The 21,018-nt window shown below is 36.0% G+C and carries 22 protein-coding genes; 9 read left to right on the top strand and 13 right to left on the bottom strand.

Annotated elements, in window-relative coordinates; translation table 11 throughout:
* Nucleotides 1-60 precede the first annotated feature (60 nt).
* A complete protein-coding gene (locus tag BXY82_RS14035; RefSeq protein WP_133758874.1) occupies nt 61-792 on the top strand; it encodes a biotin--[acetyl-CoA-carboxylase] ligase in 732 nt (243 codons plus the stop codon).
* Here BXY82_RS14035 and BXY82_RS14030 read toward each other — a convergent pair.
* Complete coding sequence (locus BXY82_RS14030; protein WP_133758873.1) at nt 789-1,187, bottom strand: SRPBCC family protein; 399 nt, start codon at nt 1,185-1,187, stop codon at nt 789-791. The two genes, BXY82_RS14035 and BXY82_RS14030, sit on opposite strands and share 4 nt — an antisense overlap.
* Before the next feature lie 72 nt (nt 1,188-1,259).
* Nucleotides 1,260-1,904, bottom strand: coding sequence for an orotate phosphoribosyltransferase (gene pyrE, locus BXY82_RS14025; RefSeq protein WP_133758872.1), 645 nt, complete (start codon nt 1,902-1,904; stop codon nt 1,260-1,262).
* Nucleotides 1,905-2,029: 125 nt separating this feature from the next.
* Here pyrE and BXY82_RS14020 point away from each other — a divergent pair, with 125 nt between their 5' ends.
* Nucleotides 2,030-2,611, top strand: coding sequence for an NUDIX hydrolase (locus tag BXY82_RS14020; protein WP_133758871.1), 582 nt, complete (start codon nt 2,030-2,032; stop codon nt 2,609-2,611).
* A 7-nt stretch (nt 2,612-2,618) separates the two neighbouring features.
* Here the strand turns inward: BXY82_RS14020 and BXY82_RS14015 are convergent, their stop codons facing one another.
* On the bottom strand, nt 2,619-4,352 hold the full coding sequence (locus BXY82_RS14015; protein WP_133758870.1) for a M14 family metallopeptidase: 1,734 nt from the start codon (nt 4,350-4,352) through the stop codon (nt 2,619-2,621).
* Between the two features lie 110 nt (nt 4,353-4,462).
* On the opposite strand from BXY82_RS14015, the gene ctlX reads away from it, so the two are divergent.
* On the top strand, nt 4,463-5,395 hold the full coding sequence (gene ctlX / locus BXY82_RS14010; protein WP_133758869.1) for a citrulline utilization hydrolase CtlX: 933 nt from the start codon (nt 4,463-4,465) through the stop codon (nt 5,393-5,395).
* A 43-nt stretch (nt 5,396-5,438) separates the two neighbouring features.
* On the opposite strand, the gene BXY82_RS14005 is transcribed toward ctlX, so the two are convergent.
* Nucleotides 5,439-7,499, bottom strand: coding sequence for a tetratricopeptide repeat-containing sensor histidine kinase (locus tag BXY82_RS14005; protein ID WP_133758868.1), 2,061 nt, complete (start codon nt 7,497-7,499; stop codon nt 5,439-5,441).
* Between the two features lie 576 nt (nt 7,500-8,075).
* On the opposite strand from BXY82_RS14005, the gene argS reads away from it, so the two are divergent.
* The 4 genes from argS (at nt 8,076) to BXY82_RS13985 (ending at nt 13,028) form a co-directional block, all read left to right on the top strand.
* Nucleotides 8,076-9,854, top strand: a complete 1,779-nt coding sequence (gene argS / locus BXY82_RS14000) for an arginine--tRNA ligase (protein WP_133758867.1) — start codon at nt 8,076-8,078, stop codon at nt 9,852-9,854.
* Between the two features lie 105 nt (nt 9,855-9,959).
* Nucleotides 9,960-11,288, top strand: a complete 1,329-nt coding sequence (gene ffh, locus BXY82_RS13995; RefSeq protein ID WP_133758866.1) for a signal recognition particle protein — start codon at nt 9,960-9,962, stop codon at nt 11,286-11,288.
* Between the two features lie 110 nt (nt 11,289-11,398).
* Nucleotides 11,399-12,277 carry a bifunctional 5,10-methylenetetrahydrofolate dehydrogenase/5,10-methenyltetrahydrofolate cyclohydrolase gene (locus tag BXY82_RS13990; RefSeq protein ID WP_133758865.1) on the top strand — a complete coding sequence of 293 codons (879 nt, stop codon included), beginning with the start codon at nt 11,399-11,401 and terminating at the stop codon, nt 12,275-12,277.
* Nucleotides 12,278-12,287: 10 nt separating this feature from the next.
* Nucleotides 12,288-13,028 carry a YwaF family protein gene (locus tag BXY82_RS13985; RefSeq protein WP_133758864.1) on the top strand — a complete coding sequence of 247 codons (741 nt, stop codon included), beginning with the start codon at nt 12,288-12,290 and terminating at the stop codon, nt 13,026-13,028.
* A 42-nt stretch (nt 13,029-13,070) separates the two neighbouring features.
* On the opposite strand, the gene BXY82_RS13980 is transcribed toward BXY82_RS13985, so the two are convergent.
* The 8 genes from BXY82_RS13980 to BXY82_RS13945 all read right to left on the bottom strand — a co-directional run bounded on the left by BXY82_RS13980 (nt 13,071) and on the right by BXY82_RS13945 (nt 19,021).
* Nucleotides 13,071-13,496 (bottom strand): VOC family protein, encoded by a 426-nt coding sequence (locus tag BXY82_RS13980; protein WP_133758863.1) that lies wholly within the window; start codon nt 13,494-13,496, stop codon nt 13,071-13,073.
* Nucleotides 13,497-13,499: 3 nt separating this feature from the next.
* On the bottom strand, nt 13,500-13,685 hold the full coding sequence (locus BXY82_RS13975; RefSeq protein WP_133758862.1) for a hypothetical protein: 186 nt from the start codon (nt 13,683-13,685) through the stop codon (nt 13,500-13,502).
* A 102-nt stretch (nt 13,686-13,787) separates the two neighbouring features.
* The gene (gene rluF / locus BXY82_RS13970; RefSeq protein ID WP_133758861.1) at nt 13,788-14,549 is read right to left on the bottom strand and encodes a 23S rRNA pseudouridine(2604) synthase RluF; all 762 of its coding nucleotides are present in this window, start codon (nt 14,547-14,549) and stop codon (nt 13,788-13,790) included.
* An 18-nt stretch (nt 14,550-14,567) separates the two neighbouring features.
* The gene (locus tag BXY82_RS13965) at nt 14,568-15,395 is read right to left on the bottom strand and encodes an alpha/beta fold hydrolase (protein WP_133758860.1); all 828 of its coding nucleotides are present in this window, start codon (nt 15,393-15,395) and stop codon (nt 14,568-14,570) included.
* Between the two features lie 20 nt (nt 15,396-15,415).
* Entirely contained in the window at nt 15,416-15,784 is a 369-nt protein-coding gene (locus BXY82_RS13960) for a cupin domain-containing protein (RefSeq protein WP_133758859.1), read from the bottom strand.
* A 97-nt stretch (nt 15,785-15,881) separates the two neighbouring features.
* The gene (locus BXY82_RS13955) at nt 15,882-16,853 is read right to left on the bottom strand and encodes a YitT family protein (protein WP_133758858.1); all 972 of its coding nucleotides are present in this window, start codon (nt 16,851-16,853) and stop codon (nt 15,882-15,884) included.
* Nucleotides 16,854-16,870: 17 nt separating this feature from the next.
* The gene (locus tag BXY82_RS13950; protein WP_133758857.1) at nt 16,871-17,425 is read right to left on the bottom strand and encodes a hypothetical protein; all 555 of its coding nucleotides are present in this window, start codon (nt 17,423-17,425) and stop codon (nt 16,871-16,873) included.
* Between the two features lie 54 nt (nt 17,426-17,479).
* Nucleotides 17,480-19,021 (bottom strand): helicase HerA-like domain-containing protein, encoded by a 1,542-nt coding sequence (locus BXY82_RS13945; RefSeq protein ID WP_133758856.1) that lies wholly within the window; start codon nt 19,019-19,021, stop codon nt 17,480-17,482.
* A 57-nt stretch (nt 19,022-19,078) separates the two neighbouring features.
* Between BXY82_RS13945 and BXY82_RS13940 the strand changes: the two genes are divergently transcribed.
* Both BXY82_RS13940 and BXY82_RS13935 read left to right on the top strand, forming a co-directional pair.
* Complete coding sequence (locus BXY82_RS13940) at nt 19,079-19,525, top strand: RidA family protein (RefSeq protein ID WP_133758855.1); 447 nt, start codon at nt 19,079-19,081, stop codon at nt 19,523-19,525.
* Nucleotides 19,526-19,580: 55 nt separating this feature from the next.
* A complete protein-coding gene (locus BXY82_RS13935; RefSeq protein ID WP_133758854.1) occupies nt 19,581-20,213 on the top strand; it encodes a 7-carboxy-7-deazaguanine synthase QueE in 633 nt (210 codons plus the stop codon).
* A 54-nt stretch (nt 20,214-20,267) separates the two neighbouring features.
* On the opposite strand, the gene BXY82_RS13930 is transcribed toward BXY82_RS13935, so the two are convergent.
* Nucleotides 20,268-20,807 (bottom strand): DUF2911 domain-containing protein, encoded by a 540-nt coding sequence (locus BXY82_RS13930; RefSeq protein WP_133758853.1) that lies wholly within the window; start codon nt 20,805-20,807, stop codon nt 20,268-20,270.
* Nucleotides 20,808-21,018 lie beyond the last annotated feature (211 nt).

Genomic DNA, 21,018 nt, shown 5'->3' with positions numbered 1-21,018 from the left:
TTTAGTTGTTTTAAGCCTTAAAATCTCATAAGATAATTATAAAATATTAAATACTAGAACATGCGTATTATCAAACTTGATGCCATTGACTCAACCAACGCTTACTTAAAGAAGCTTAGTGTTGACGGGCATGTTGAAGATGGATTGGTGGTTCTGGCTAAATTTCAGACGCATGGAAGAGGTCAAATGGGTACAATTTGGAGCTCTCAGGAGGCTAAGAACCTAACCTTTAGCGTGTTTAAGGATGTTTCGTTTATTCCTGTTAACCGTCATTTTTATATTAGTATAGCAGTGTCTTTGGCCATGTATGAAGCTCTCAATAGCTTAGGATTAAAGGGTGTAAAGGTGAAATGGCCTAACGACATTTTGTCAGACAATAAAAAGATTGCCGGCATTTTAATTGAAAATGTCATTAAAATGAATGTTATTTCTGGCTCTGTAATTGGAATTGGTCTTAATGTAAATCAAACTGATTTTAAAGATCTGCCTTCAGCTTCTTCGCTATTGTTGTTGACTGGTTATGTGCAAAATCTAGATGAAGTATTAGATGTCATCTTAAGACAACTTACAGTTTATTTTGAATATCTGAAAAATGAAGACTACCACAACTTAAAATCCAAGTATGTGGCACAGTTGTTTAGAAAAAATAAACCTTCAACATTTAAAAGTGCTGAAGGTTTGCTATTTTCAGGATATATTGTCGGAATCTCTGAAGGCGGTCAACTTCTGATTAAAGTAGAAGATGATGTCATTAAGAGTTTCGATTTTAAGGAAGTGGTACTGATGTACTAATTGATAGCTTTTGGCATATTGCTCGCTAAAGTTTCAATAAATTTTGAGATTGGTCCTTTAATCATCATCCCCATCATCGCATTAAATTCGCCTTCAAAAGTCAGCTTTACTTCACTTTGTTCAGCTCCCGTCTCTTGAATATCACCTGTAAGAGAAAAATCTAATTTACCTCCTGCAGCTCCTAAGACAATTTTATGAGGGGCTACTGCTTCTTTCTTTTTTAATACAATTTCTGGCATTCCTTTTAATGCGAATAAAAATTTATCCTCACCCAAAACTTCAAATTTACTAATGTTATCAGGCATTAACTGTTCGAAATTTTTCACGTCTGATAAGAATTCGAAAACTTCTTGTGGACTTTTGTCAACGGTTACTTTAGGCGATTGTAAATTCATTATTGTATGTTGTTTTATTTAAATAAATTAAATAAGCATAAAAAAATGCTTATTGTGTGTGTTGATTTTAAATCAAAAAGCATTCCATTCACTTGGGTTGGCATTCCAAGCAGCTAATACTTCCTGTTCTTTGGCGGTAATATAATTAGTGTCTGAGGCTTGTTCCAAGAGACTCTCGTAATTGCTTAGAGTATGCAATGTAATATCAGCCTCTTTAAAATTGTTGATAGCTACTTCAAATCCGTAAGAGAATATCGCAATCATCCCTTTAACATTTACATTGGCCTCTTCAAGTGCTTTAACGGCATTCAGACTGCTTTTCCCTGTGCTAATTAAGTCTTCAACTACAACCACATTCTGTCCTTTTTCGAGGTGGCCTTCAATTTGATTTTGCCTACCGTGTCCTTTGGCTTCAGGTCTTACATACACAAATGGCAATCCTAAATATTCGGCTACCAAAACGCCTATGCCAATGGCCCCTGTAGCCACACCTGCAATAACATCTGGTTTGCCATAGTGTTGCTCAATATGTTTTGCCATAGTTTCTCGCACGTAATTACGGATTGGCGGATAGGAGAGCACAATACGATTGTCACAATAAATTGGAGATTTCCAGCCAGATGCCCATGTAAATGGTTGATTTGGCTGCAATTTGATCGCGTGAATCTGCAATAGCAGCTCAGCGGTTTTTTTAGCGGTTTGTTTATTAAAAATCATGACGCAAAATTAAACAATTTTATAGATTTTGAATTTAAAAAAATAACGAAAAATTATTTTCAAAAACACTGCTGTCTGTCAAAATATTATATTTTTACGCATATAATAGTTTCAGGATAGAAAAGATGTATCAAGTTTTTGTTAATGATAAGCCTATTATTCTTACCACTAAGGTTAGGAAGGAGAAAGATTTCAAAAACTATTTACTGAGTACTGTTAATATTGGTAAAATAATAAAAGAGCTTAATACTACAGATCTTAAATGTGTTAAATTGATAGGGAAAAGGGAAGACAAGTTGTTAAAATCTTTTCTAAAACTCCTTCCAAATGTTATTGCTGGCGGTGGTAAAGTATTTAATGATAAAGGTGAAGTCCTTTTTATCTATCGAAACGACAAATGGGATTTGCCCAAAGGTAAGATAGAAGGGAAGGAAAGTATTGAAGAAACGGCATTACGTGAAGTGGAAGAGGAAACGAGAGTTAATGGACTAAAAATTATTGCACCTTTAGAAACTACCTATCATATTTTTAAACGAAATGGTAGACACCAATTGAAAATAACATATTGGTTCAAAATGCAAACCAACTATAATGGCTGTTTGGAGCCGCAAGAAGATGAAGGCATTACAAAAGTAGAATGGCTCAATCCGCATCAAATTAAAAATGCGATGGAAAATTCTTATGCCAATATCAGGATATTGGTTTAAGGATCTCTCACAAAACCCGGTAAACAGGGTATTGTAAATGTTCCTTTTCATAATTCTCACTCTGCTTGTGCAACCAATCTAATTGTGCATACCAATTATTTGAAAATCCTATATCTGATTTCTTTTTGTTTTCAAATTTCAATTGTAAAGCTGAATTATTTTTTAATAACTCTGCTGCCATATCTTCCCATACATAGGGTGAAAATCCTTCCTTTTGCTGCAAAATTGTATCAAAGAAATTCCAATTGAAAAATGAATCAGGAGCTACCGGTTCTAATGTCTCCAATAAATATCGAAATGCTTTCTGATTGGTTGCAATCAGATAATCCCCTTTTTTAAAGGTAATGTCTTTTTGGGAGGCTATTACATTGGTATTGTAATGTTGATAATGCCCCTCATAAGCTTCCTTTCGGGTTTGGAACTTTTCAATTTTATACTGTTCCACTGCAATAGTGGTGTCTTTACTTAGAATTCTCATTTCTACTTGATTCAATTTCAATACTTCTATTACGTTCCACCATCCTTGAGGAATGATGTAGGCTTTTGGTATTGTGACTTCAGATGAAGGTTTGAAATAATTTTGATAGGTGACTTCTCTTGTAAAAGGTTTGGTTCTATCATAAAAGAGTCTATTACTACCAGTAATTGTACTGGGAACCATTTTGCCTTCATAACCTTTAAACTTCAAAATGGAAGTTTTAGTGGTGTCAATTGTCCACGCTAGCGGATAGGTTTCAGCAGTTTGTAAAGTTGCCATTGCGTTTTCTCGCAACATTTTTATTTTCTGATGATCTCTCTCAACAATGTCCAGCATGCTTTTTATCAGTTCATAGGTGCCCTCAACACGAGGTTTGTAAGGTTTTAACATGTGTGTTTCTACCATCATGCCCAAACTGTTAAACAGAGCGGTGTACCCTGTTGAATAGCGAGGCGAGTCATTGAACTGACTAAAGCCTGCTTCCGGAAGTTTGTTAAATACATTTACATAAGGTGTAATGTCCCAGTTTCTAGTGGCTAACTTTTGCTCTAAACTTGGTGTCATTTCTGTATGTATATAATTGCCAAGTGCGCCTCCCAATTTGTTGTGTTGTGTAAACAGGTGGGTTAAAGTGTATTGATAATCTGCACCATTGCTCACATGATTATCTATAAAAATAGCGGGTTGAACGAGATGGTAAATTTGAGTAAATGTCCGTGCATTTTTGGTGTCAAGTTTTATAAAATCTCTATTCAAATCGTAATTTCGGGCATTACCTCTAAAACCATATGCTATAGGACCGTCCTGATTGGTACGTGATGTGGAATTTCTATTTAAGCTGCCCCCAACATTGTATATCGGAATTGTTACTAAAACCGTATGTTTGGGAATAGTTAATTTGCCTTGCGCCAAATCTCTAAATAAGAGCATGGTAGCGTCAATTCCATCTGGTTCTCCTGGATGAATACCATTATTGATAAGCATGATCTGCTTGGTGGCTCTAATCTTTTCAAAGTCAAACAGTGCATCCGGATTATATGTTGCAATATGCAAGGGTTTTCCGGAATCAGTCATGCCAATACTGTCGAGACTAATTTGTGGAAACGATTTGGCTAATAACTGATAATACGCTATGACTTGCTCGTAAGTTCCTGTTTCGAGTCCGTTGCTTTTTTCAAATACGGTTAATAAATTTGGGTCTGCGTTTTTATTTTGAGCGACAAGAGATACGGATAGAAAAAGGAATAAAAGAATGGATTTCATTAAGAATTATTTTGATTAAAATCTTGAACGTATAAATTGAATTAAAAGCATATACGTTTCCAAAATTAATGAATTTAAACTAGTTTTGCCGGCATAAAATTTACTTCAATATGCAACAAACCACAAATACCATTTTAATGATTCGTCCTGTTAATTTTAGGATGAACGAACAAACGGCAGTCAATAATTATTTTCAGGAAGATTTAGAACTCAAAAATTCTGAAATTAATAAGAAAGCACAAGCCGAGTTTGATGCTTTTGTGGAGAAATTACGTGCTGTTGGAGTGACGGTTATAGTTGAAGATGATGATAAGTTGAACGATACACCGGATTCTATTTTTCCGAATAATTGGGTTAGCTTTCATGAAAATGGAGACTTAGCGCTGTACCCCATGTTTGCCGAAAATAGAAGAAAGGAACGTCGTGAAGAGTTGTTTGCACGATTGGAAGATGAAGGCTTTTTAATTGAAAACATTGTTGATTATACCAGTGCAGAAGATGATCATCTATTTTTGGAAGGTACTGGAAGTATTGTCTTAGACCGTGCAAATGGCAAGGCGTATTGTGCCCTTTCGCCTAGAGCTGATGAAGATTTATTTATTGAATTTTGTGAAGATTTTGATTACCACCCAATTGTGTTTACAGCCTACCAAACTGTAGATAACCAGCGTTTACCAATATATCATACCAATGTAATGATGTGTATTGGGGAAACTTTTGCGGTTATTTGTTTAGATAGTATCGACGACAAAAAGGAACGTAAAAATGTGATGAAACATCTGAAAGAAGATGGTAAGGAGATTATTGCCATAACAGAAAAACAAATGCATCATTTTGCGGGCAATATGTTGCAGGTGAGCGGAGCTGCGGGTAAATGTTATCTGGTAATGAGTAAAGCTGCCCACGAGAGCTTAACCACTCATCAAATTGAGAAGCTGTCAGCACATTGTGATATCCTTTTCAGTGATTTGGAGACAATAGAAACTTGTGGTGGAGGAAGTGCACGCTGCATGATGGCTGAAGTGTTTTTGCCAAAAGCATAGTATTTAGGAGCTTCAAGTTATATTTGTATTGAGGCCCATTTCTTTATTCTACTAGCTTTGCCTTAGGAAGTTCCACATAAAACTTGGTGCCTACATTGGGTGTGCTTTCTACCCAAATACGACCATGGTTTAATTCTACCAGCTCCTTGCATATGGTCAACCCTAAACCGGTACCTTTTTCATTTTGGGTGCCCACGGTAGTAAAGTTGTTGTTCTGAAACAATTTTGCCAAGTTTTCTTTGGTTATTCCAACGCCCGTGTCTTCTACACAAATTAAAGATTTTCCACCAACATCTTTATTGGAAACAGTAATAATATCACCAACGCGACTAAACTTCACAGCGTTGGTAATTAAATTTTGAATGATAATTTCAACCATGCTCTTATCGGCGTAGACCAACTCGTGTTGCGATTCGTCTATAACCACAATTCGTTTTTGTTCTATCTTCTGATCGACAAGATTAATCTTACTCTGGAATATATCTTGAATGTTAAACAGTTCAGGTTTAGGTTTCAGATTTTGCATTTGTGATTTGGACCAGTTCAATAAATTGAATAATAATAAGGATGCATTATTTGCGTTTTCACTAAGTTCAGGGATTAATTCGTCAAACTCTTCCCTGCTTATGCTGTCCTCCTTCAATAAATCTAAAAATCCTTTAATAGATGAGATGGAATCTTTTAGATCGTGAGAAACAATAGAAAATAAGCGGTCTTTAACTTTATTGGTTTCTTCCAAGTGGTGCGATTGTTCTAAAATAGCGTCATTTTGGAGTTGGATTTGTTTGTTCTTCTCTTCTAATTCTTGGGTATATTTGATGGTGTTTTTTCGTTTGAGATAGATGAGTAATAGAACAGTTAAAACTCCTACAAAACCAACAATTAAGGCATACGAAAGGAGTTTAAGATTTTTTACCTGTTTCGTATTGTTTGGCGCATCTAAGGTTTCAATTTCGGAATCAACAGTATCGCTGTCAGATACAGAAAGCAGAGAGTCTTCAAGAATACCATTTGAGTCTGGCAGTTGTGGTTGGTGGTCAGATTCTAATTGTTGTTTTAAACTGTAGTATTCGCGTTGCCAACCATAGGCATTTTGGAATCGCCCTTTTGTAGAGTCCAATGCCATTAACAGTTTGTAGTTTTTTAATAATTCTTCATTGTTTCCGGCAGATTTAGCCAACTCGTGGGCTTCATAAATTTGACTTTCAGCAAGTTTAGTCTTATTGAGTGCAAGGTTTAATGCGCCAATCGAATTGAGTGCCCGTAAAATTCCGTCTTTATTATTTGCCTTTCTATTGTACTTTAAGCCTTCAACTAAATACGATGCGGCCTTATCAAAATTTCTAAATTTGAGATATTCATCTCCTATTCTCGGTAGGATTTCGCCTCTTAAAGACTGGTCCGTGGTAGTGTTTAGCATTGCCAATACATCCTCATAATATTCAATGGCCTTACGGTGTTCCTTACGTTCAGAGTATAATTGTGCAATATTTTTTGTGGACATTTTAATGCCGCTACTGTCTTGTAAACGCTCTCTAATTCGCAGGGTTTTTAGATTGAATTCTAGGGCCTTATCAATTTGGTTGGTCTTTAGGTACGCTTCTGCCAGGTTGTTATATGCTAAGCTGAGATCTTCATTTAAGTTGCGCTCTTCAAATATTTTTATGGCAGATAGAGAGTTGGCAAGACCAATACGGTAGTTGCCTCTCTTTATTTCAATCAACCCAATACTATTGCTCACTTTTGCAATACCTAAAGTATCTTTAAGTTCTAGGTAGATCTTTTTTGATTTGTTGAAATGATCTATGGCGTTATAATAGTCGTTTTTTTGAGCGTAAATTAAAGCCTTATAATAATTGGCTTCTGCAACACCTTTAGCGTAGTTAATTGATTGCGATAGTTGTTCTGTTTCCGAGATATACAATAGGGCTTTTTTGTATTCCTCGGTTTTGTAAAGTGCTTTGATGAGGTCAATGGAAGTGTCTACCTTAGACGAATCTTGTTTTTGATAAGCTAATTGTATAGCAAGGCTATCTATCTCTTTAGTCTGAGAATGACCATAAAAGACAGCAAAAAAGGCAGCTAACGAGATTAATCGTTTCATTTTTTTTGCAATTAGTTATAAATTGTAATGTTGATGTGATAAGAGCTAGCCTTGAGGGAGAGGTGCGGCACGTTCACAAAATACAATAACAATAATGTTAAGGATTCTATAAGTTTTATCAACGTTGTTTAGACCTTGATTAATAGCTGATCAAAAATGACTAAAAGGGTTTACTTGAACTAATTTTTAGGTTTTAATACCAAAAAATTAGTTAAAGTGACTACTCACTTTCAATGGTTTTCTAGGATTTCCGATGAATGGTAAATATCTTGGAAAAACAACAGTTTTGTCGTTGAAATGCATGTTGGTTTACTGAAAATTCTCTCGTGCATACATGTGGTTGATTAATAGGCGGTTAAGTAGTGTGTTTTATTTAGGCTTGGTTTAGCTAGCTTCAAAAATACACTTTTAAAGTTAACATCAAAATATAACTCGTTTAACTGCACAGTATTAACGGATCTTTAATAATTATCTCAACATTAAGATGCTGTGATATGATTTCAATAATTATCCCAGATGAGCTAACCCATAATTTTAATTAAAACTGTATCTTTGCAGACTTAAAATTAACACGAAATGAATCTTCAGGAAACCATATCACATCACGTAAAACAAGCAGTACGTTCACTTTTTAATGCAGATTTGGAATCGGTTGAATTACAATCAACCCGTAAGGAGTTTGTGGGCGATATTACAGTGGTTGTTTTTCCTATGTTGCGAGTGGTAAAAGGGAATCCTGTTCAAATAGGACAGCAAATTGGCCAATATCTATTGGAAGAATTAAAACTCATCAAGTCATTCAACGTTGTCAAAGGATTCTTAAATATAGAGATAGATACGATGTATTACCTTGAAGTTTTTGAAACTATTAAAAATAACGATGCCTTCGGTTTTGTTGAGGTGCAACCAGAAAACAAAGCTGTGATGGTGGAGTATTCTTCCCCAAACACAAATAAACCATTGCATCTAGGACATATCCGAAATAATTTATTAGGCTATAGTGTTTCAGAAATATTAAAAGCATCTGGTAAAAAAGTGTATAAAACCCAAATTATTAATGATAGGGGTATTCATATCTGTAAAAGTATGTTGGCTTGGAAACGTTTTGGCAACAATGAGACGCCAGATTCCTCAGGACTAAAGGGTGATAAGCTTGTTGGTAATTATTACGTAAAATTTGATCAGGAGTACAAAAAGGAAGTTCAAGACTTAATTGCTCAAGGTAAAACGGAGGAGGAAGCTAAAAAGATGGCGCCTATATTATTAGAAGCCCAAGAAATGCTCCAAAAGTGGGAAGCTGGCGATGCAGAAACTGTGACGCTGTGGGAAACCATGAATGCTTGGGTATATGAAGGGTTTGATGAAACTTATAAAAATTTGGGTGTTGATTTTGATAATCTGTATTATGAAAGTCAAACCTATCTATTGGGTAAGGAATTTGTTGCGGAAGGTTTAAAGTCTGGCGTATTTTTTAAAAAGGGAGACGGTTCCGTTTGGTGCGATTTAACAGCGGATGGATTGGACGAAAAAATTGTGCTTAGAGCTGATGGTACCGCTGTTTATATGACCCAAGATATTGGAACCGCCATTCAGCGGGTTAAAGATTTTCCTGATGTTGGAGGTATGGTTTACACAGTTGGTAATGAGCAAGAATACCACTTTCAAGTCTTGTTTTTAATAATTAAGAAACTTGGGTTTGAATGGGCTGAAAACTTGTTCCATTTGAGTTATGGAATGGTCGATTTGCCTTCAGGTAAAATGAAGAGTAGGGAAGGGACTGTTGTTGATGCTGACGACTTGATAGTTGAAATGGCAAAAACGGCGGAAGAAATTTCTGAGGAGCTAGGAAAATTGGAAGGCTATTCTATTGAAGAAAAACAAGAACTTTACAAAGCGATCGGGTTGGGCGCTTTAAAATATTATATTTTAAAAGTTGATCCTAAAAAACGAATTCTTTTCGACCCGAAGGAATCTATCGATTTTCAAGGTAATACCGGTCCATTTATTCAATATACCTATGCGAGAATCCAATCCATTTTAAGAAAAGCTGATGCCAATTCAACTTTAGATATTCAATCCATTCAACTTCATCAAAAGGAAAAAGAGCTTATCAAGCAATTGCTGTTATTTCCTGAAGTTATTCAAAATGCGGCAGAAAACCATAGTCCAGCCTTAATAGCCAACTATACCTATGATTTGGTGAAGGAATTTAATTCTTTCTATCAAAATGTTTCCATTCTGGGCGCGGAAAACGAAAATGAAAAAGCGTTTAGGGTAGCACTCTCACGTAAAGTGGCTGTTACAATTAAAAATGCCTTTAGCCTGTTGGGAATTGATGTTCCTGAGCGCATGTAATTTAATGCACGCATGGTTTTAAAAATAGCCATCAAATACGTAAATTTGCAACTCAAAATTTAATTCTTGCGGTCTATTTTGTCGCAAAAAGAACACTGAAACCCTATGTTTAATAATTTAAGTGAAAAGTTAGATAAAGCCTTACACGTTCTAAAAGGACATGGAAGCATTACTGAAGTTAATGTTGCTGAAACCTTAAAAGAGGTTCGAAGAGCCCTACTAGACGCCGACGTCAACTTTAAAATTGCGAAAGAATTTACCAATACGGTAAAGGAAAAAGCACTGGGTCAAGATGTATTGACCACATTGCAACCGGGCCAATTGATGGTAAAGTTGGTCAAAGATGAGCTGACTGGATTGATGGGTGGCGATGCTGAAGGTCTTAATCTCTCAGGAAACCCAAGTGTCATTTTAATGTCCGGTTTACAAGGTTCTGGTAAAACAACGTTTTCTGGAAAACTGGCCAACTATCTTAAAAATAAGAAAACTAAAAAACCATTATTGGTGGCCTGTGATGTATACCGTCCTGCTGCGGTAGACCAATTGCATGTTGTGGGGGATCAAATAAATGTTGAGGTATTTAGTGATAAAGGAAATACAGACCCTGTGGCTATTGCAAGAGCCGGTATTGCGCACGCAAAAGCTAATGGACATAATGTGGTCATCATTGATACCGCTGGTCGTTTAGCAATTGATGAGGCCATGATGAAGGAGATTTCTAATATTCATGCGGCCATTCAGCCCCAGGAAACTTTGTTTGTAGTTGATGCCATGACAGGTCAGGATGCTGTTAATACAGCCAAAGCTTTTAATGACGTCTTAAACTTTGATGGTGTTATTCTTACCAAATTAGATGGAGACACTCGTGGTGGTGCTGCTATTTCGATTAAATCTGTCGTTAATAAACCAATTAAGTTTATTGGTACAGGGGAGAAAATGGAAGCTATAGATGTGTTCTATCCGTCACGTATGGCAGACCGTATTTTAGGGATGGGAGATGTCGTGTCTCTTGTTGAACGTGCACAAGAGCAGTTTGATGAGGAGGAGGCCCGCAAGCTTCAGAAAAAAATCGCAAAAAATCAATTTGGTTTTGACGATTTCTTGACTCAAATTCAGCAGATCAAAAAGATGGGGAATATGAAAGACCTTATGGGAATGATTCCCGGTGCTGGAAAAATGATGAAGGATATTGATATTGATGACGATGCGTTTAAAGGTATTGAAGCCATCATCCATTCTATGACACCATTGGAACGTACTAACCCTTCAGTAATCAATGCAAGTAGAAAAAAACGTATTGGTAAAGGTTCTGGGACTTCTGTACAAGAAGTAAACCAGTTACTGAAACAATTCAATCAAATGAGTAAGATGATGAAGATGATGCAGGGCGGCAAAGGAAAAGCGATGATGCAGGCAATGAAAAACATGAGATAGAGCTCTTCGGTAATATTTATCATGAACAGCTATTTAAATACTGTACCCCCCCCCCTCGACATTTTACAACAAATAATACTCCAATACCAGGCTAAATAAATAATAAAATAATGGTTCTACTAGACGGAAAAAAAATAAGCAATGACATTAAAAATGAAATTGCCGAAGAAGTAAAAAAAATGAAGGCCAATGGCGAAAAAGTGCCTCATCTTGCTGCCGTTATAGTAGGTAATGACGGTGCAAGCTTAACTTACGTTGCTAGTAAAGTGCGCGCTTGCGAACGCGTAGGGTTCGACTCTACCATGGTCCGTCTGTCCAATACAACAAGTCAAGTAGAATTATTGGACAAGATCTATGAATTGAATGACAACCCTGATATTGACGGTTTTATCATTCAGTTGCCACTGCCAAAACAAATTGACACTCAAAAGGTGCTTTTAGCGGTTAACCCTGATAAGGACGTAGATGGCTTCCATCCAATGAACTTTGGTAGAATGGCTTTAGATATGTCTACCTTTATTCCTGCAACGCCTTTTGGTATTTTAGAGTTATTAGACCGTTATGGTGTTGACACTCAAGGTAAGCACACCGTTGTAATTGGACGTAGCCATATTGTTGGGAGACCTATGAGTATCTTAATGGGTAGGAAGGGTTTTCCAGGGAATTCGACCGTAACCTTAACACATAGTCATACTAAAAATATCACCCAAATTACTTCTCAAGCTGATATTATTATCTCCGCCTTAGGTGTGCCAAATTTTTTGAAAGCCGAAATGGTTAAAGATGATGTCGTTATTATTGATGTGGGTATCACGCGAGTTCCTGACGATTCTACCGAGAAGGGGTACAGGATAACTGGTGATGTGGATTTTGAAAACGTGAGTAAAAAGGCCAGTTTTATTACTCCAGTCCCAGGTGGTGTTGGGCCAATGACCATTGCCATGTTACTTAAAAACACCTTGTTGGCAAGAGAACGCCAAATGAAATAAGCCTTAATTGATGAGCCAAATTATACCTTCTGTAGTGTCCTTAGTTTTTAAAAGGGTGGCTATGGGGAGTACTGAGCATGTCATGCCGATACTAATTGGACTTATATTTGGAAGCGGTTTAATTTATTATTCCAATAAAAAACTAACGGCACCAAGACAAAACCTGTTGATTCATGTGTTTGCCGTTTTAATATCCCTAACGGTCATTATATTTCATCTGCACAAATATAGTCTTGGTAATTATAATCTTCAAAAAGATCTGCCATTATATCTCTGTAGTTTACTGGCTATTATAATGCCCATATTTACACATTATAGAAAATATTGGATGTTTGAAATACTTGTGTTTTGGATTATCGCCGGGACATTTCAAGCCATACTCACACCTGATATTGCCATAGGATTCCCCTCATTTGATTACTTAAGGTATTGGGCAGTCCACTTAGGATTGATGGTGGTGATTTTTTATGCTATTTTCGTCTACAGGATGGCACCCACATTTAAGAGTATATTTAAGAGCATATTGGCAATTCAAGTATATGTGTTAGTAATGATTGGTATTAATTACCTTCTAAATGCGAATTATTTTTACCTTAATCAAAAACCAAAATCAGCATCATTATTAGATTATTTTGGTGAATGGCCACTTTATATTTTTGTAGTGCAGCTTATTCTTATTCCTTATTTTTTAATTATCTATTTGCCATTCTATATTGTTAATAGATATTCTCAATCTATACGAAATTCTTAATTGACAGATAATACAACTTTAGATAGATGGAGTCAATGAAGATTACTTGGCAAATAATTGACTCCGATCTTTAAACGCCTTAAATTCCAATGCGTTGCCAGCTGGATCTTTAAAAAACATGGTAGCTTGTTCTCCAACCTGTCCTTCAAAACGGATATAGGGCTCAATAATGAACTCTACTCCCTTATGTGATAAACTTTCTGAAAATTCCTGAAAAACGTTCCATGGCAGTACCACGCCATAATGCGGTACCGGAACACTTTTGCCATCAACACTATTAGTGTGAGGCTCTTCAGCTGATTTTTCTTTATAATGTATGACTAATTGGTGACCGAAAAAATTAAAGTCAACCCAATGGTCAGAACTTCTACCTTCTTCACAATTCAAAATATCTCTGTAAAAGGATCTACATTCTTCTAGGTTATGTACTGGAATGGCAATGTGGAAAGGGGATAGATCTGAACTCATAGTTTATGTTGTTGGTTCGTCTTTTCTATATTTCAGCATAGATACACCTGCAATAAAGAAAACGCCGCCTAAAATGGTAAGTGCCCAAGGATCTAATTGGGTAAAGTTATTTCCGAAGATTCCCAATACGCCTAAAATTAAGGCAATCATACCTCCGATAGTCAATATTAATGCTAAGATTTTAATCATAATTATTAGTTTATAATTTATATGGTTTAAAATTACTCTAATTTCGGTTTTTAATTTACAATTGGATCATAAAATTATAATTCATTAACAACAAAATGTAACTTATTTCCTCTTTTTTTGAGACGATAGCTTTACTTCTGCAACATCTTTGGTAGAATCAGAAAGCAAGAGGTTGAGTTCTTTGAACTCGGCAACAGTCAATTCTCTATACTCGCCAACGGGCATATCCAGTTTTATGTTCATAATCCGAATACGTTTTAGAGCTTCTACCTCATAATCTAAGTATTCACACATGCGTCGAATTTGCCTATTTAAACCTTGTGTTAAAATGATGCTGAATTCATAAGTGCTTAATTTTTTTACCTCACATTTCTTACTTATGGTGTCTAAAATTGGAACGCCATTAGACATGCGTTCAATAAATGTTTGAGATATAGGTTTGTCAACTTTTACAATGTATTCTTTTTCGTGGTTATTGCTAGCCCTTAAAATTTTATTGACAATATCACCGTCATCCGTTAACAAAATCAAACCTTCACTAGGCTTGTCTAACCTGCCAATAGGGAAAATGCGCTTAGGATATTTAATAAAATCAATAATATTGTCTTTTTCCACACGGGTATCGGTAGTACATACAATACCAATCGGTTTATTAAATGCTAGATATACAAAATTCTCCTTAGTATCTTCAATTGGTTTCCCATCAACATGAACCACATCATTCTGAGAAATTTTAGTGCCCATTTCTGGTACTTTGCCATTTATGGTAACACGTCCAGCCTCTATGAGTTTATCAGCTTCACGACGGGAACAATAACCAACTTCACTTAAAAACTTATTTATGCGTTTTAGATTTTCTTCCATAGCACAAATATAATGGATTTAAGCGCCAATAAAAGTATAAATGTGATGAGCCACAGAAACATCATTGAGAGAGTGTCCAAGGCCTTTTGTAGTAATAAGTTGACTGTTTTTGAAACTATTCTTTAATAATAGCGCATCATTATACGGTATAATGCGGTCGTCTTCGTCATGAATGATCAAACCTTCAGATTCAATTGTTTCTAGAAATCTTGCCGTAGAAAAACTGTCGGGGGTGTTGCCAAAACGTTCAAAAATAGTGTGGTGCAATTGGGACACAATACGATGGTTATACCCCAACATATCTGTATAACGTTTCATAACATCTTGAAATTCAGATGGAGCGCCCAATAAGATTATCTTTTTAATTTTGGCAAATTGATATTTATGTTGAAAGAGTGCAGCGGCCATGCCACCCACTGAATGTCCAACAATGATATCAGGAGCAAATCGTTTTGCTACAACATTTATAAATTCAGCATATAAAATGGCATTAAATACTTTGCTTCCTGATTTTCCGTGACCTGGTGCATCCAAAGCCACCACATTAAAACCTTTTTTCTTTAAGGCAATGATTAAACTTTTCCATCGTGCTGCATTACTTTCCCAACCATGAGTAAGCAGAATAGTTTGTCCTGAGCCTAACCACCTATAGCTCATAACTCGAAGATTGTCATATTTCAGTTCTTCTTGAAATGCGGTGTTTAAAAAATCAGATTGTTCCTCATTTATTTTACCTGCACGTGGTTTCATAAACAAATATAATGCTTTGTCGGCGGCATAAGGCTTTGATACATAGCTTAGCACATTGTAGTAGGAGCCAATGATTTTTATAAGAATTTCCTTCATAACGAGGTATAATATAAGGATTATTCTTCTCTATTTACAAGGTCAATAGAAAATGCAGGCAAACAAACGGCTAAGTAATGGCATGGTTCAGTGTAAGGGTTACTGTACTGAACACGAGTATGTTTATCAATTTTTATAGATTCACCGGCAGATAAAATAACAGTTTCGCCCTCAATGATAAACTGTTTTTTACCACTGATTATAAATGTGTATTCATCAAATTCAGGCGTCTGAAAAGGTTCACTCCAGCCTGCAGGCGCTATCATATGGGCAATACTCAATTGAGAGTTGCCGTCTGATGCACGCCCAAAATGTTCATTTATGATTTTTCCATCAGTGGTAGGAACTACAAATGGCGAAGTTTGAATTGTGTAGGGTTTTTTTGTCATACAAGCTGAATTTTATAGAATTCGCATTAGAAGTTTACGACTTAAATCGATAAGATTAGTAGTCCTAATTTTTATTTGCAGGGCTCTATATTTAACATTATTTCATCGGCTTTCTCTTAATCATACCCCCTTTAATGTCTTTTACGAGTCCCATAATTATAAAAGCATTCGCATCAATTTTGTCAATTTCAGTATGAAGCTTTGCTAATTCGAGGCGTGTTACAACGGTATAAATTATATCTTTATTATAGCTTTCCTCCTGACCACGCAATCCGCCTTTTCCAACGTAAATCGTGCATGCGCGTCTTAATTCCTCTGTAATCATTTTGCGTAAGGCCTCATGTTTATTGGAAATAATGGTGACCCCAACATACTCTTCAACGCCATCAACAACAAAGTCAACTGTTTTAGCTGCAGAAAGATAGGTTAGAATTGCGTAAAGTGCAATTTCAACCGATAAAATATAGGCGCCAAAGGAAAAAATTATGATATTAATCAATAGGAGTACATCACCTATGGTTATGGATAGCTTCTTGCTTAGCCAAATGGCCAGCACTTCAGTGCCGTCTATGACGCTACCTCCCCGCATAGCTAAACCTATTCCCAATCCTAAAAAGAAACCTCCAAAAACAGCAATAAGTAAGGGGTCTTCAGTAATGGTAGGGTAATTAATGTAGTGCACCACTAAAGCTAAAATGGCTATGGATAAAATACTTCTTAAGGCAAATTTTACATTAAAAGTTTTAGCTGCAAGTACTAGGAATGGAACGTTGACTAAAATTAATAGGTAACTCAGATCAATACGTGTAATGTTTTCCAACAGTAGCGAGATTCCGGTGGCGCCTCCATCAATAAACCTGTTGGGCAATAAAAATCCTTTAAGGCCAAATCCGGCTGAAAATACACCAATAAGGACATAGATGTAATCCTTTATACCGTGAGCAATTTCAATCTTGATCCGACGGGCTAGCGGAATAACTTGTTTGTTGCTTACTGAGGTAGATGAATTTTTTGACTCAAGCTTTCTTCGAGCAATTGTAATTAATAGTTTTGAGAAAAATGAACTCATCTGCTGTTTTTAAAGGGTTAATTCCAATGGATGAAAAAATATTTAATTTTCGCATTGTCCGGAATTTGAGATGCTTCTATTGTCATGGTCCTATCGAAGCGTAAATTTGAGGGTAGCTCTTGTTTGTCAATGGTGAAGGCCGCATTAATAGCATCTACACTAACAACAATGGAATTGATGAGATTGTCAATTTTTGAAATCTCATAGGCCTCTTGTATATGCTTGAACTTACTAGCCGTTGAAATTCCTTTCTCTGTTTTATAACGTGGATCTAATATGCGAACACTGCTGAAAACGGCTGTAGAATCAGCTCTCTTCTTTGGGGACAGACTGAGTAGGGCAGTGCCTTGTTTATCGTAAATTTCAATAGTATTCATATTTCTGGTAAATTCATTAGTTCCTATGTAGTTGACTACCGAATCAGTTTTGAAAACAGATTTCACATCCTTAACCTGTGTGGAATCAGTTAGGTTGCCAATGTTTTGTTTTTGAATTAAAAAAGGATCTTGGTCCTTACCGCAGCTTGTTAAAACAAGAGCAACCAAAGCAATGTAAATAAATGATTTGTGCATTATTTAAAATTTAGGCATCTGCCTTAGCAGATTTTGAATGAATAATTTTGTTGATTAACGTTTAGATTTCATGACTTTTGATAAAATACCAAAAACACTTCTTATAAAGGTAGCACTCGTGAGCACTTTTACTACTGGGTTCATAGCTGTGCTGCGTCTGGTACTGGTGCGTTGTTTGGATTGGGATTTCTTGATGTCTTCCAATTCTTGTTTTGCCTTTTCCTTTGCCTCATCAGCCTCTGCCAGTTCAATCTTACGGTTCAGCATTTCATAAGCACTGTCGCGATCAATAGTTTCATTATATTTCCGTACCAATTTTGATTTAGACAATAGAGCAGTCAGTTCATTGTCATTCAAAATATCCATTCGACTCATTGGAGCACGCATCATTGTTGCGGCCAAGGGTGTTGGGCGTCCTTTTTCATCTAAAGCACTTACTAGTGCTTCTCCGGTTCCTAGTGAAGTTAAAACCGATGCGGTATCATAATAATCAGTATCGGGGTAATTTTGTGCTGTCAATTTGATGGCTTTTCTATCCTTTGCAGTAAATGCTCTTAACGCATGCTGCACCTTTAAGCCTAATTGGCTTAATACCGCTTCAGGAACATCAGTAGGATTTTGAGTTACAAAATAAATGCCAACCCCTTTGCTTCGGATTAACTTAACAATGCTCTCAATTTGATTTAAAAGTGCTTTAGATGCTTCATTGAAAATTAAATGAGCCTCATCAATAAATAAGATCAGTTCTGGTCTTCCGGAATCGCCTTGTTCTGGGAATGTGGAATAGATTTCGGCTAGTAAACTCAACATAAAAGTTGAGAAAAGTTTAGGTCTATCCTGTATGTCTGTCAACCGAATGATGTTAATATAACCTCTTCCATTGTCGTCAATTCTTAATAAATCATCCACTTCAAAAGAGGTTTCGCCAAAAAACAAGTCGGCACCTTGTTGTTCAAGTTCTATGATCTTTCTAAGTATGGCCCCGGTTGATGCTGTAGAAATTCGACCATATGCATCTGTAAATTCTTCTTTGCCCTCTTGGGTTGCATATTGTAATATTTTTTTAAAATCCTTAAGATCTAAAAGAGGCATTTTATGATCATCGCAATATTTGAAGATTACCGCGACAATACCAGATTGAGTTTCTGTTAAATCTAGTATACGCGACAATAATACCGGGCCAAATTCGCTTACTGTAGCTCTCAATCGGACGCCATCCTGTTCAGATAAGGTCAAAATTTCGACGGGGAAAGATTTTGGTTCAAATGATAAACCTATCTTTTCGTGGCGTTCATCTATTTTAGCGTGTCCGGGACTGGGCTCAGCTAAACCACTCAAATCCCCTTTGATGTCCATAAGTAACACCGGAATCCCTTTGTCAGACAAATTTTCTGCCAATACTTGTAAAGTTTTGGTTTTTCCAGTTCCAGTAGCACCCGCAATAAGGCCGTGTCTATTTAAGGTTTTCAATGGTACATTAACAAAGGCATTCGTTATGGTTTCGCCGTCTAACATAGCAGAACCCAAAGTTATAAATTCGCCTTTATAGGTGTTTCCTTCTTGTATATGTCTTAAAAACTCGTCCTTTTTGCTCATTAATCTAAAATTTTGCATAAAAATAGTGTAATTTTATTCAAGTTTAAAAGATAAAAAATGAAACTTAAATCTCTATTGTCCATCGGTTTTGTGATGCTCTTTTTATTTAGTTGTAATAGGGTTGTAAATGAAGTTGTTTTTCATACCTCACACGAATCCAAAAAAAAAGACGTACCATTTAGTGATGTGGTAGAATATGACGGGCTTTTATATTTAAGCGGTCAAATAGGAATGGACCACTCAACACGAACCTTGGTAAAAGGTGGGGTTGCTGAAGAAACCAAACAATGCATAGCAAATATTAAAGCCGTACTTGAACATCACAACACATCTTTGGATAAAGTGATTAAGTGTACGGTTATTTTAAATGATATTAATGATTTTACTGTATTTAATGAGGTTTATAAAACTTATTTTCCTAATAAACCTGCGCGAACTACATTTGCTGCTAGCGGATTAGCACTCAATGCCAATATTGAAATTGACGTTATAGCTGCAAAATAAAAACTTCTATTGACTGACTGTAAACTTCTAAGATTATGAAGTATCTTTGCACGCTATGACAAAAAGTGAGAAACAAGAATTAATTGCGCAAGGTCTTCTGTTGCCTTTGATGGAAGAATTTTATACCATTCAAGGAGAAGGATACCATAAAGGCACCGCTGCTTATTTTATAAGAATTGGCGGTTGTGATGTGGGGTGTCATTGGTGTGATGTTAAAGAAAGTTGGGTTGCAGAGTTGCATCCGCCAACCATGGCTGATGCAATAGTTGATAACGCTGCTAAATATAGTAATACTATTGTAATTACTGGTGGAGAACCCTTAATGTGGAATATGGATCCCTTGACCTCTAAATTAAAACAGAGAGGTTTGCAAGTGCATATTGAAACTTCAGGCGCTTATGAGCTTACTGGTGTTTGGGATTGGATTTGTCTGTCTCCTAAAAAATTAAAATTACCCACACCACGAGTTTATGAAAGGGCTAATGAATTAAAGGTGATTGTATATAATAAGGACGATTTTAGATTTGCGGAAGAACAGGCCGCAAAAGTTAATAAAGAATGCATTTTATATTTGCAACCTGAATGGAGCAAACGCGATAAAGTTGTGCCAGAAATTGTAGATTATGTCATGGCCAATCCAAAATGGAAGGTCTCCTTGCAAACACATAAATACTTAAATATTCCATAAAAAAAAGAGTCTAGATTTTTCTAGACTCTTTTCTTGTAATACATTTTATAGCACTTAAAATGATATAGGAACACTCACTCTTAATGTGCCCCATCCCATATGCATGACAGCACCGCTTTCTGATTCTTCAAAAACAATTGAAAAAGCTTCTAATATGTCTTTTCCTTGAGACGCAGGAACTTTCATTCGTGCTACATCATGATCTTTTTTATAGGTGTATGCGCCCCATACATTAATATCTGAACTTAAAATAACAGTCCATTCTTTTTCTCCCGGAATAGTGAACAACGAGTATGTGCCAGGTTTTACTTTAGTGTTGCCAAACATCACTGGTTTGTAGAAGGTAATTTCTGCGGCTTCATTTGCCCCTGTTCTCCACACTTCATCATTAGGTGTCAATTTAGCAATGTCACGTCCATTTAATTGTGGGCGACTATAAACAATCTTAATAATTTTATCAGCTATTTTATAGCTGCCAGGATAAGTAGCGGCATCCATGGGGCTTTTATCCAGGTCTGGGAATTTTTGAGCATGACTTGTATATGAGAATACAAATACCATGGTAAGGACTAAGGTTTTAATTATTGTTTTCATAGGGTATATTTTTTTTATGATCGGTTAAATTTAAGATTAATAATTTAAATAGGATACAAACTTAATATTAGAGTAACAGCTATGGGTTTGTCAATTAACGCCTAATAATCTAAACATCTAGCTTTTATATTGATATACATATTAAATTTTTTGTTTCAATTTGTAACATATTTATGTTGTTTTGTTTTATTATTAGAATGATAAGTGGATA

The organism is Gelidibacter sediminis, from assembly GCF_004364975.1.
Lineage (GTDB): Bacteria > Bacteroidota > Bacteroidia > Flavobacteriales > Flavobacteriaceae > Gelidibacter > Gelidibacter sediminis.
The sequence above is the reverse complement of the archived record's forward strand: the minus strand, read 5'-3'. Positions and strand labels throughout refer to the sequence as shown.

What these genes read in the sequence shown, in the direction of transcription:
- BXY82_RS14035 (WP_133758874.1), top strand. Translation starts at nt 61, where the DNA reads ATGCGTATTATCAAACTTGATGCCATTGACTCAACCAACGCTTACTTA.
- BXY82_RS14030 (WP_133758873.1), bottom strand. Translation starts at nt 1,187, where the DNA reads ATGAATTTACAATCGCCTAAAGTAACCGTTGACAAAAGTCCACAAGAA.
- pyrE (WP_133758872.1), bottom strand. Translation starts at nt 1,904, where the DNA reads ATGATTTTTAATAAACAAACCGCTAAAAAAACCGCTGAGCTGCTATTG.
- BXY82_RS14020 (WP_133758871.1), top strand. Translation starts at nt 2,030, where the DNA reads ATGTATCAAGTTTTTGTTAATGATAAGCCTATTATTCTTACCACTAAG.
- BXY82_RS14015 (WP_133758870.1), bottom strand. Translation starts at nt 4,352, where the DNA reads ATGAAATCCATTCTTTTATTCCTTTTTCTATCCGTATCTCTTGTCGCT.
- ctlX (WP_133758869.1), top strand. Translation starts at nt 4,463, where the DNA reads ATGCAACAAACCACAAATACCATTTTAATGATTCGTCCTGTTAATTTT.
- BXY82_RS14005 (WP_133758868.1), bottom strand. Translation starts at nt 7,499, where the DNA reads ATGAAACGATTAATCTCGTTAGCTGCCTTTTTTGCTGTCTTTTATGGT.
- argS (WP_133758867.1), top strand. Translation starts at nt 8,076, where the DNA reads ATGAATCTTCAGGAAACCATATCACATCACGTAAAACAAGCAGTACGT.
- ffh (WP_133758866.1), top strand. Translation starts at nt 9,960, where the DNA reads ATGTTTAATAATTTAAGTGAAAAGTTAGATAAAGCCTTACACGTTCTA.
- BXY82_RS13990 (WP_133758865.1), top strand. Translation starts at nt 11,399, where the DNA reads ATGGTTCTACTAGACGGAAAAAAAATAAGCAATGACATTAAAAATGAA.
- BXY82_RS13985 (WP_133758864.1), top strand. Translation starts at nt 12,288, where the DNA reads ATGAGCCAAATTATACCTTCTGTAGTGTCCTTAGTTTTTAAAAGGGTG.
- BXY82_RS13980 (WP_133758863.1), bottom strand. Translation starts at nt 13,496, where the DNA reads ATGAGTTCAGATCTATCCCCTTTCCACATTGCCATTCCAGTACATAAC.
- BXY82_RS13975 (WP_133758862.1), bottom strand. Translation starts at nt 13,685, where the DNA reads ATGATTAAAATCTTAGCATTAATATTGACTATCGGAGGTATGATTGCC.
- rluF (WP_133758861.1), bottom strand. Translation starts at nt 14,549, where the DNA reads ATGGAAGAAAATCTAAAACGCATAAATAAGTTTTTAAGTGAAGTTGGT.
- BXY82_RS13965 (WP_133758860.1), bottom strand. Translation starts at nt 15,395, where the DNA reads ATGAAGGAAATTCTTATAAAAATCATTGGCTCCTACTACAATGTGCTA.
- BXY82_RS13960 (WP_133758859.1), bottom strand. Translation starts at nt 15,784, where the DNA reads ATGACAAAAAAACCCTACACAATTCAAACTTCGCCATTTGTAGTTCCT.
- BXY82_RS13955 (WP_133758858.1), bottom strand. Translation starts at nt 16,853, where the DNA reads ATGAGTTCATTTTTCTCAAAACTATTAATTACAATTGCTCGAAGAAAG.
- BXY82_RS13950 (WP_133758857.1), bottom strand. Translation starts at nt 17,425, where the DNA reads ATGCACAAATCATTTATTTACATTGCTTTGGTTGCTCTTGTTTTAACA.
- BXY82_RS13945 (WP_133758856.1), bottom strand. Translation starts at nt 19,021, where the DNA reads ATGAGCAAAAAGGACGAGTTTTTAAGACATATACAAGAAGGAAACACC.
- BXY82_RS13940 (WP_133758855.1), top strand. Translation starts at nt 19,079, where the DNA reads ATGAAACTTAAATCTCTATTGTCCATCGGTTTTGTGATGCTCTTTTTA.
- BXY82_RS13935 (WP_133758854.1), top strand. Translation starts at nt 19,581, where the DNA reads ATGACAAAAAGTGAGAAACAAGAATTAATTGCGCAAGGTCTTCTGTTG.
- BXY82_RS13930 (WP_133758853.1), bottom strand. Translation starts at nt 20,807, where the DNA reads ATGAAAACAATAATTAAAACCTTAGTCCTTACCATGGTATTTGTATTC.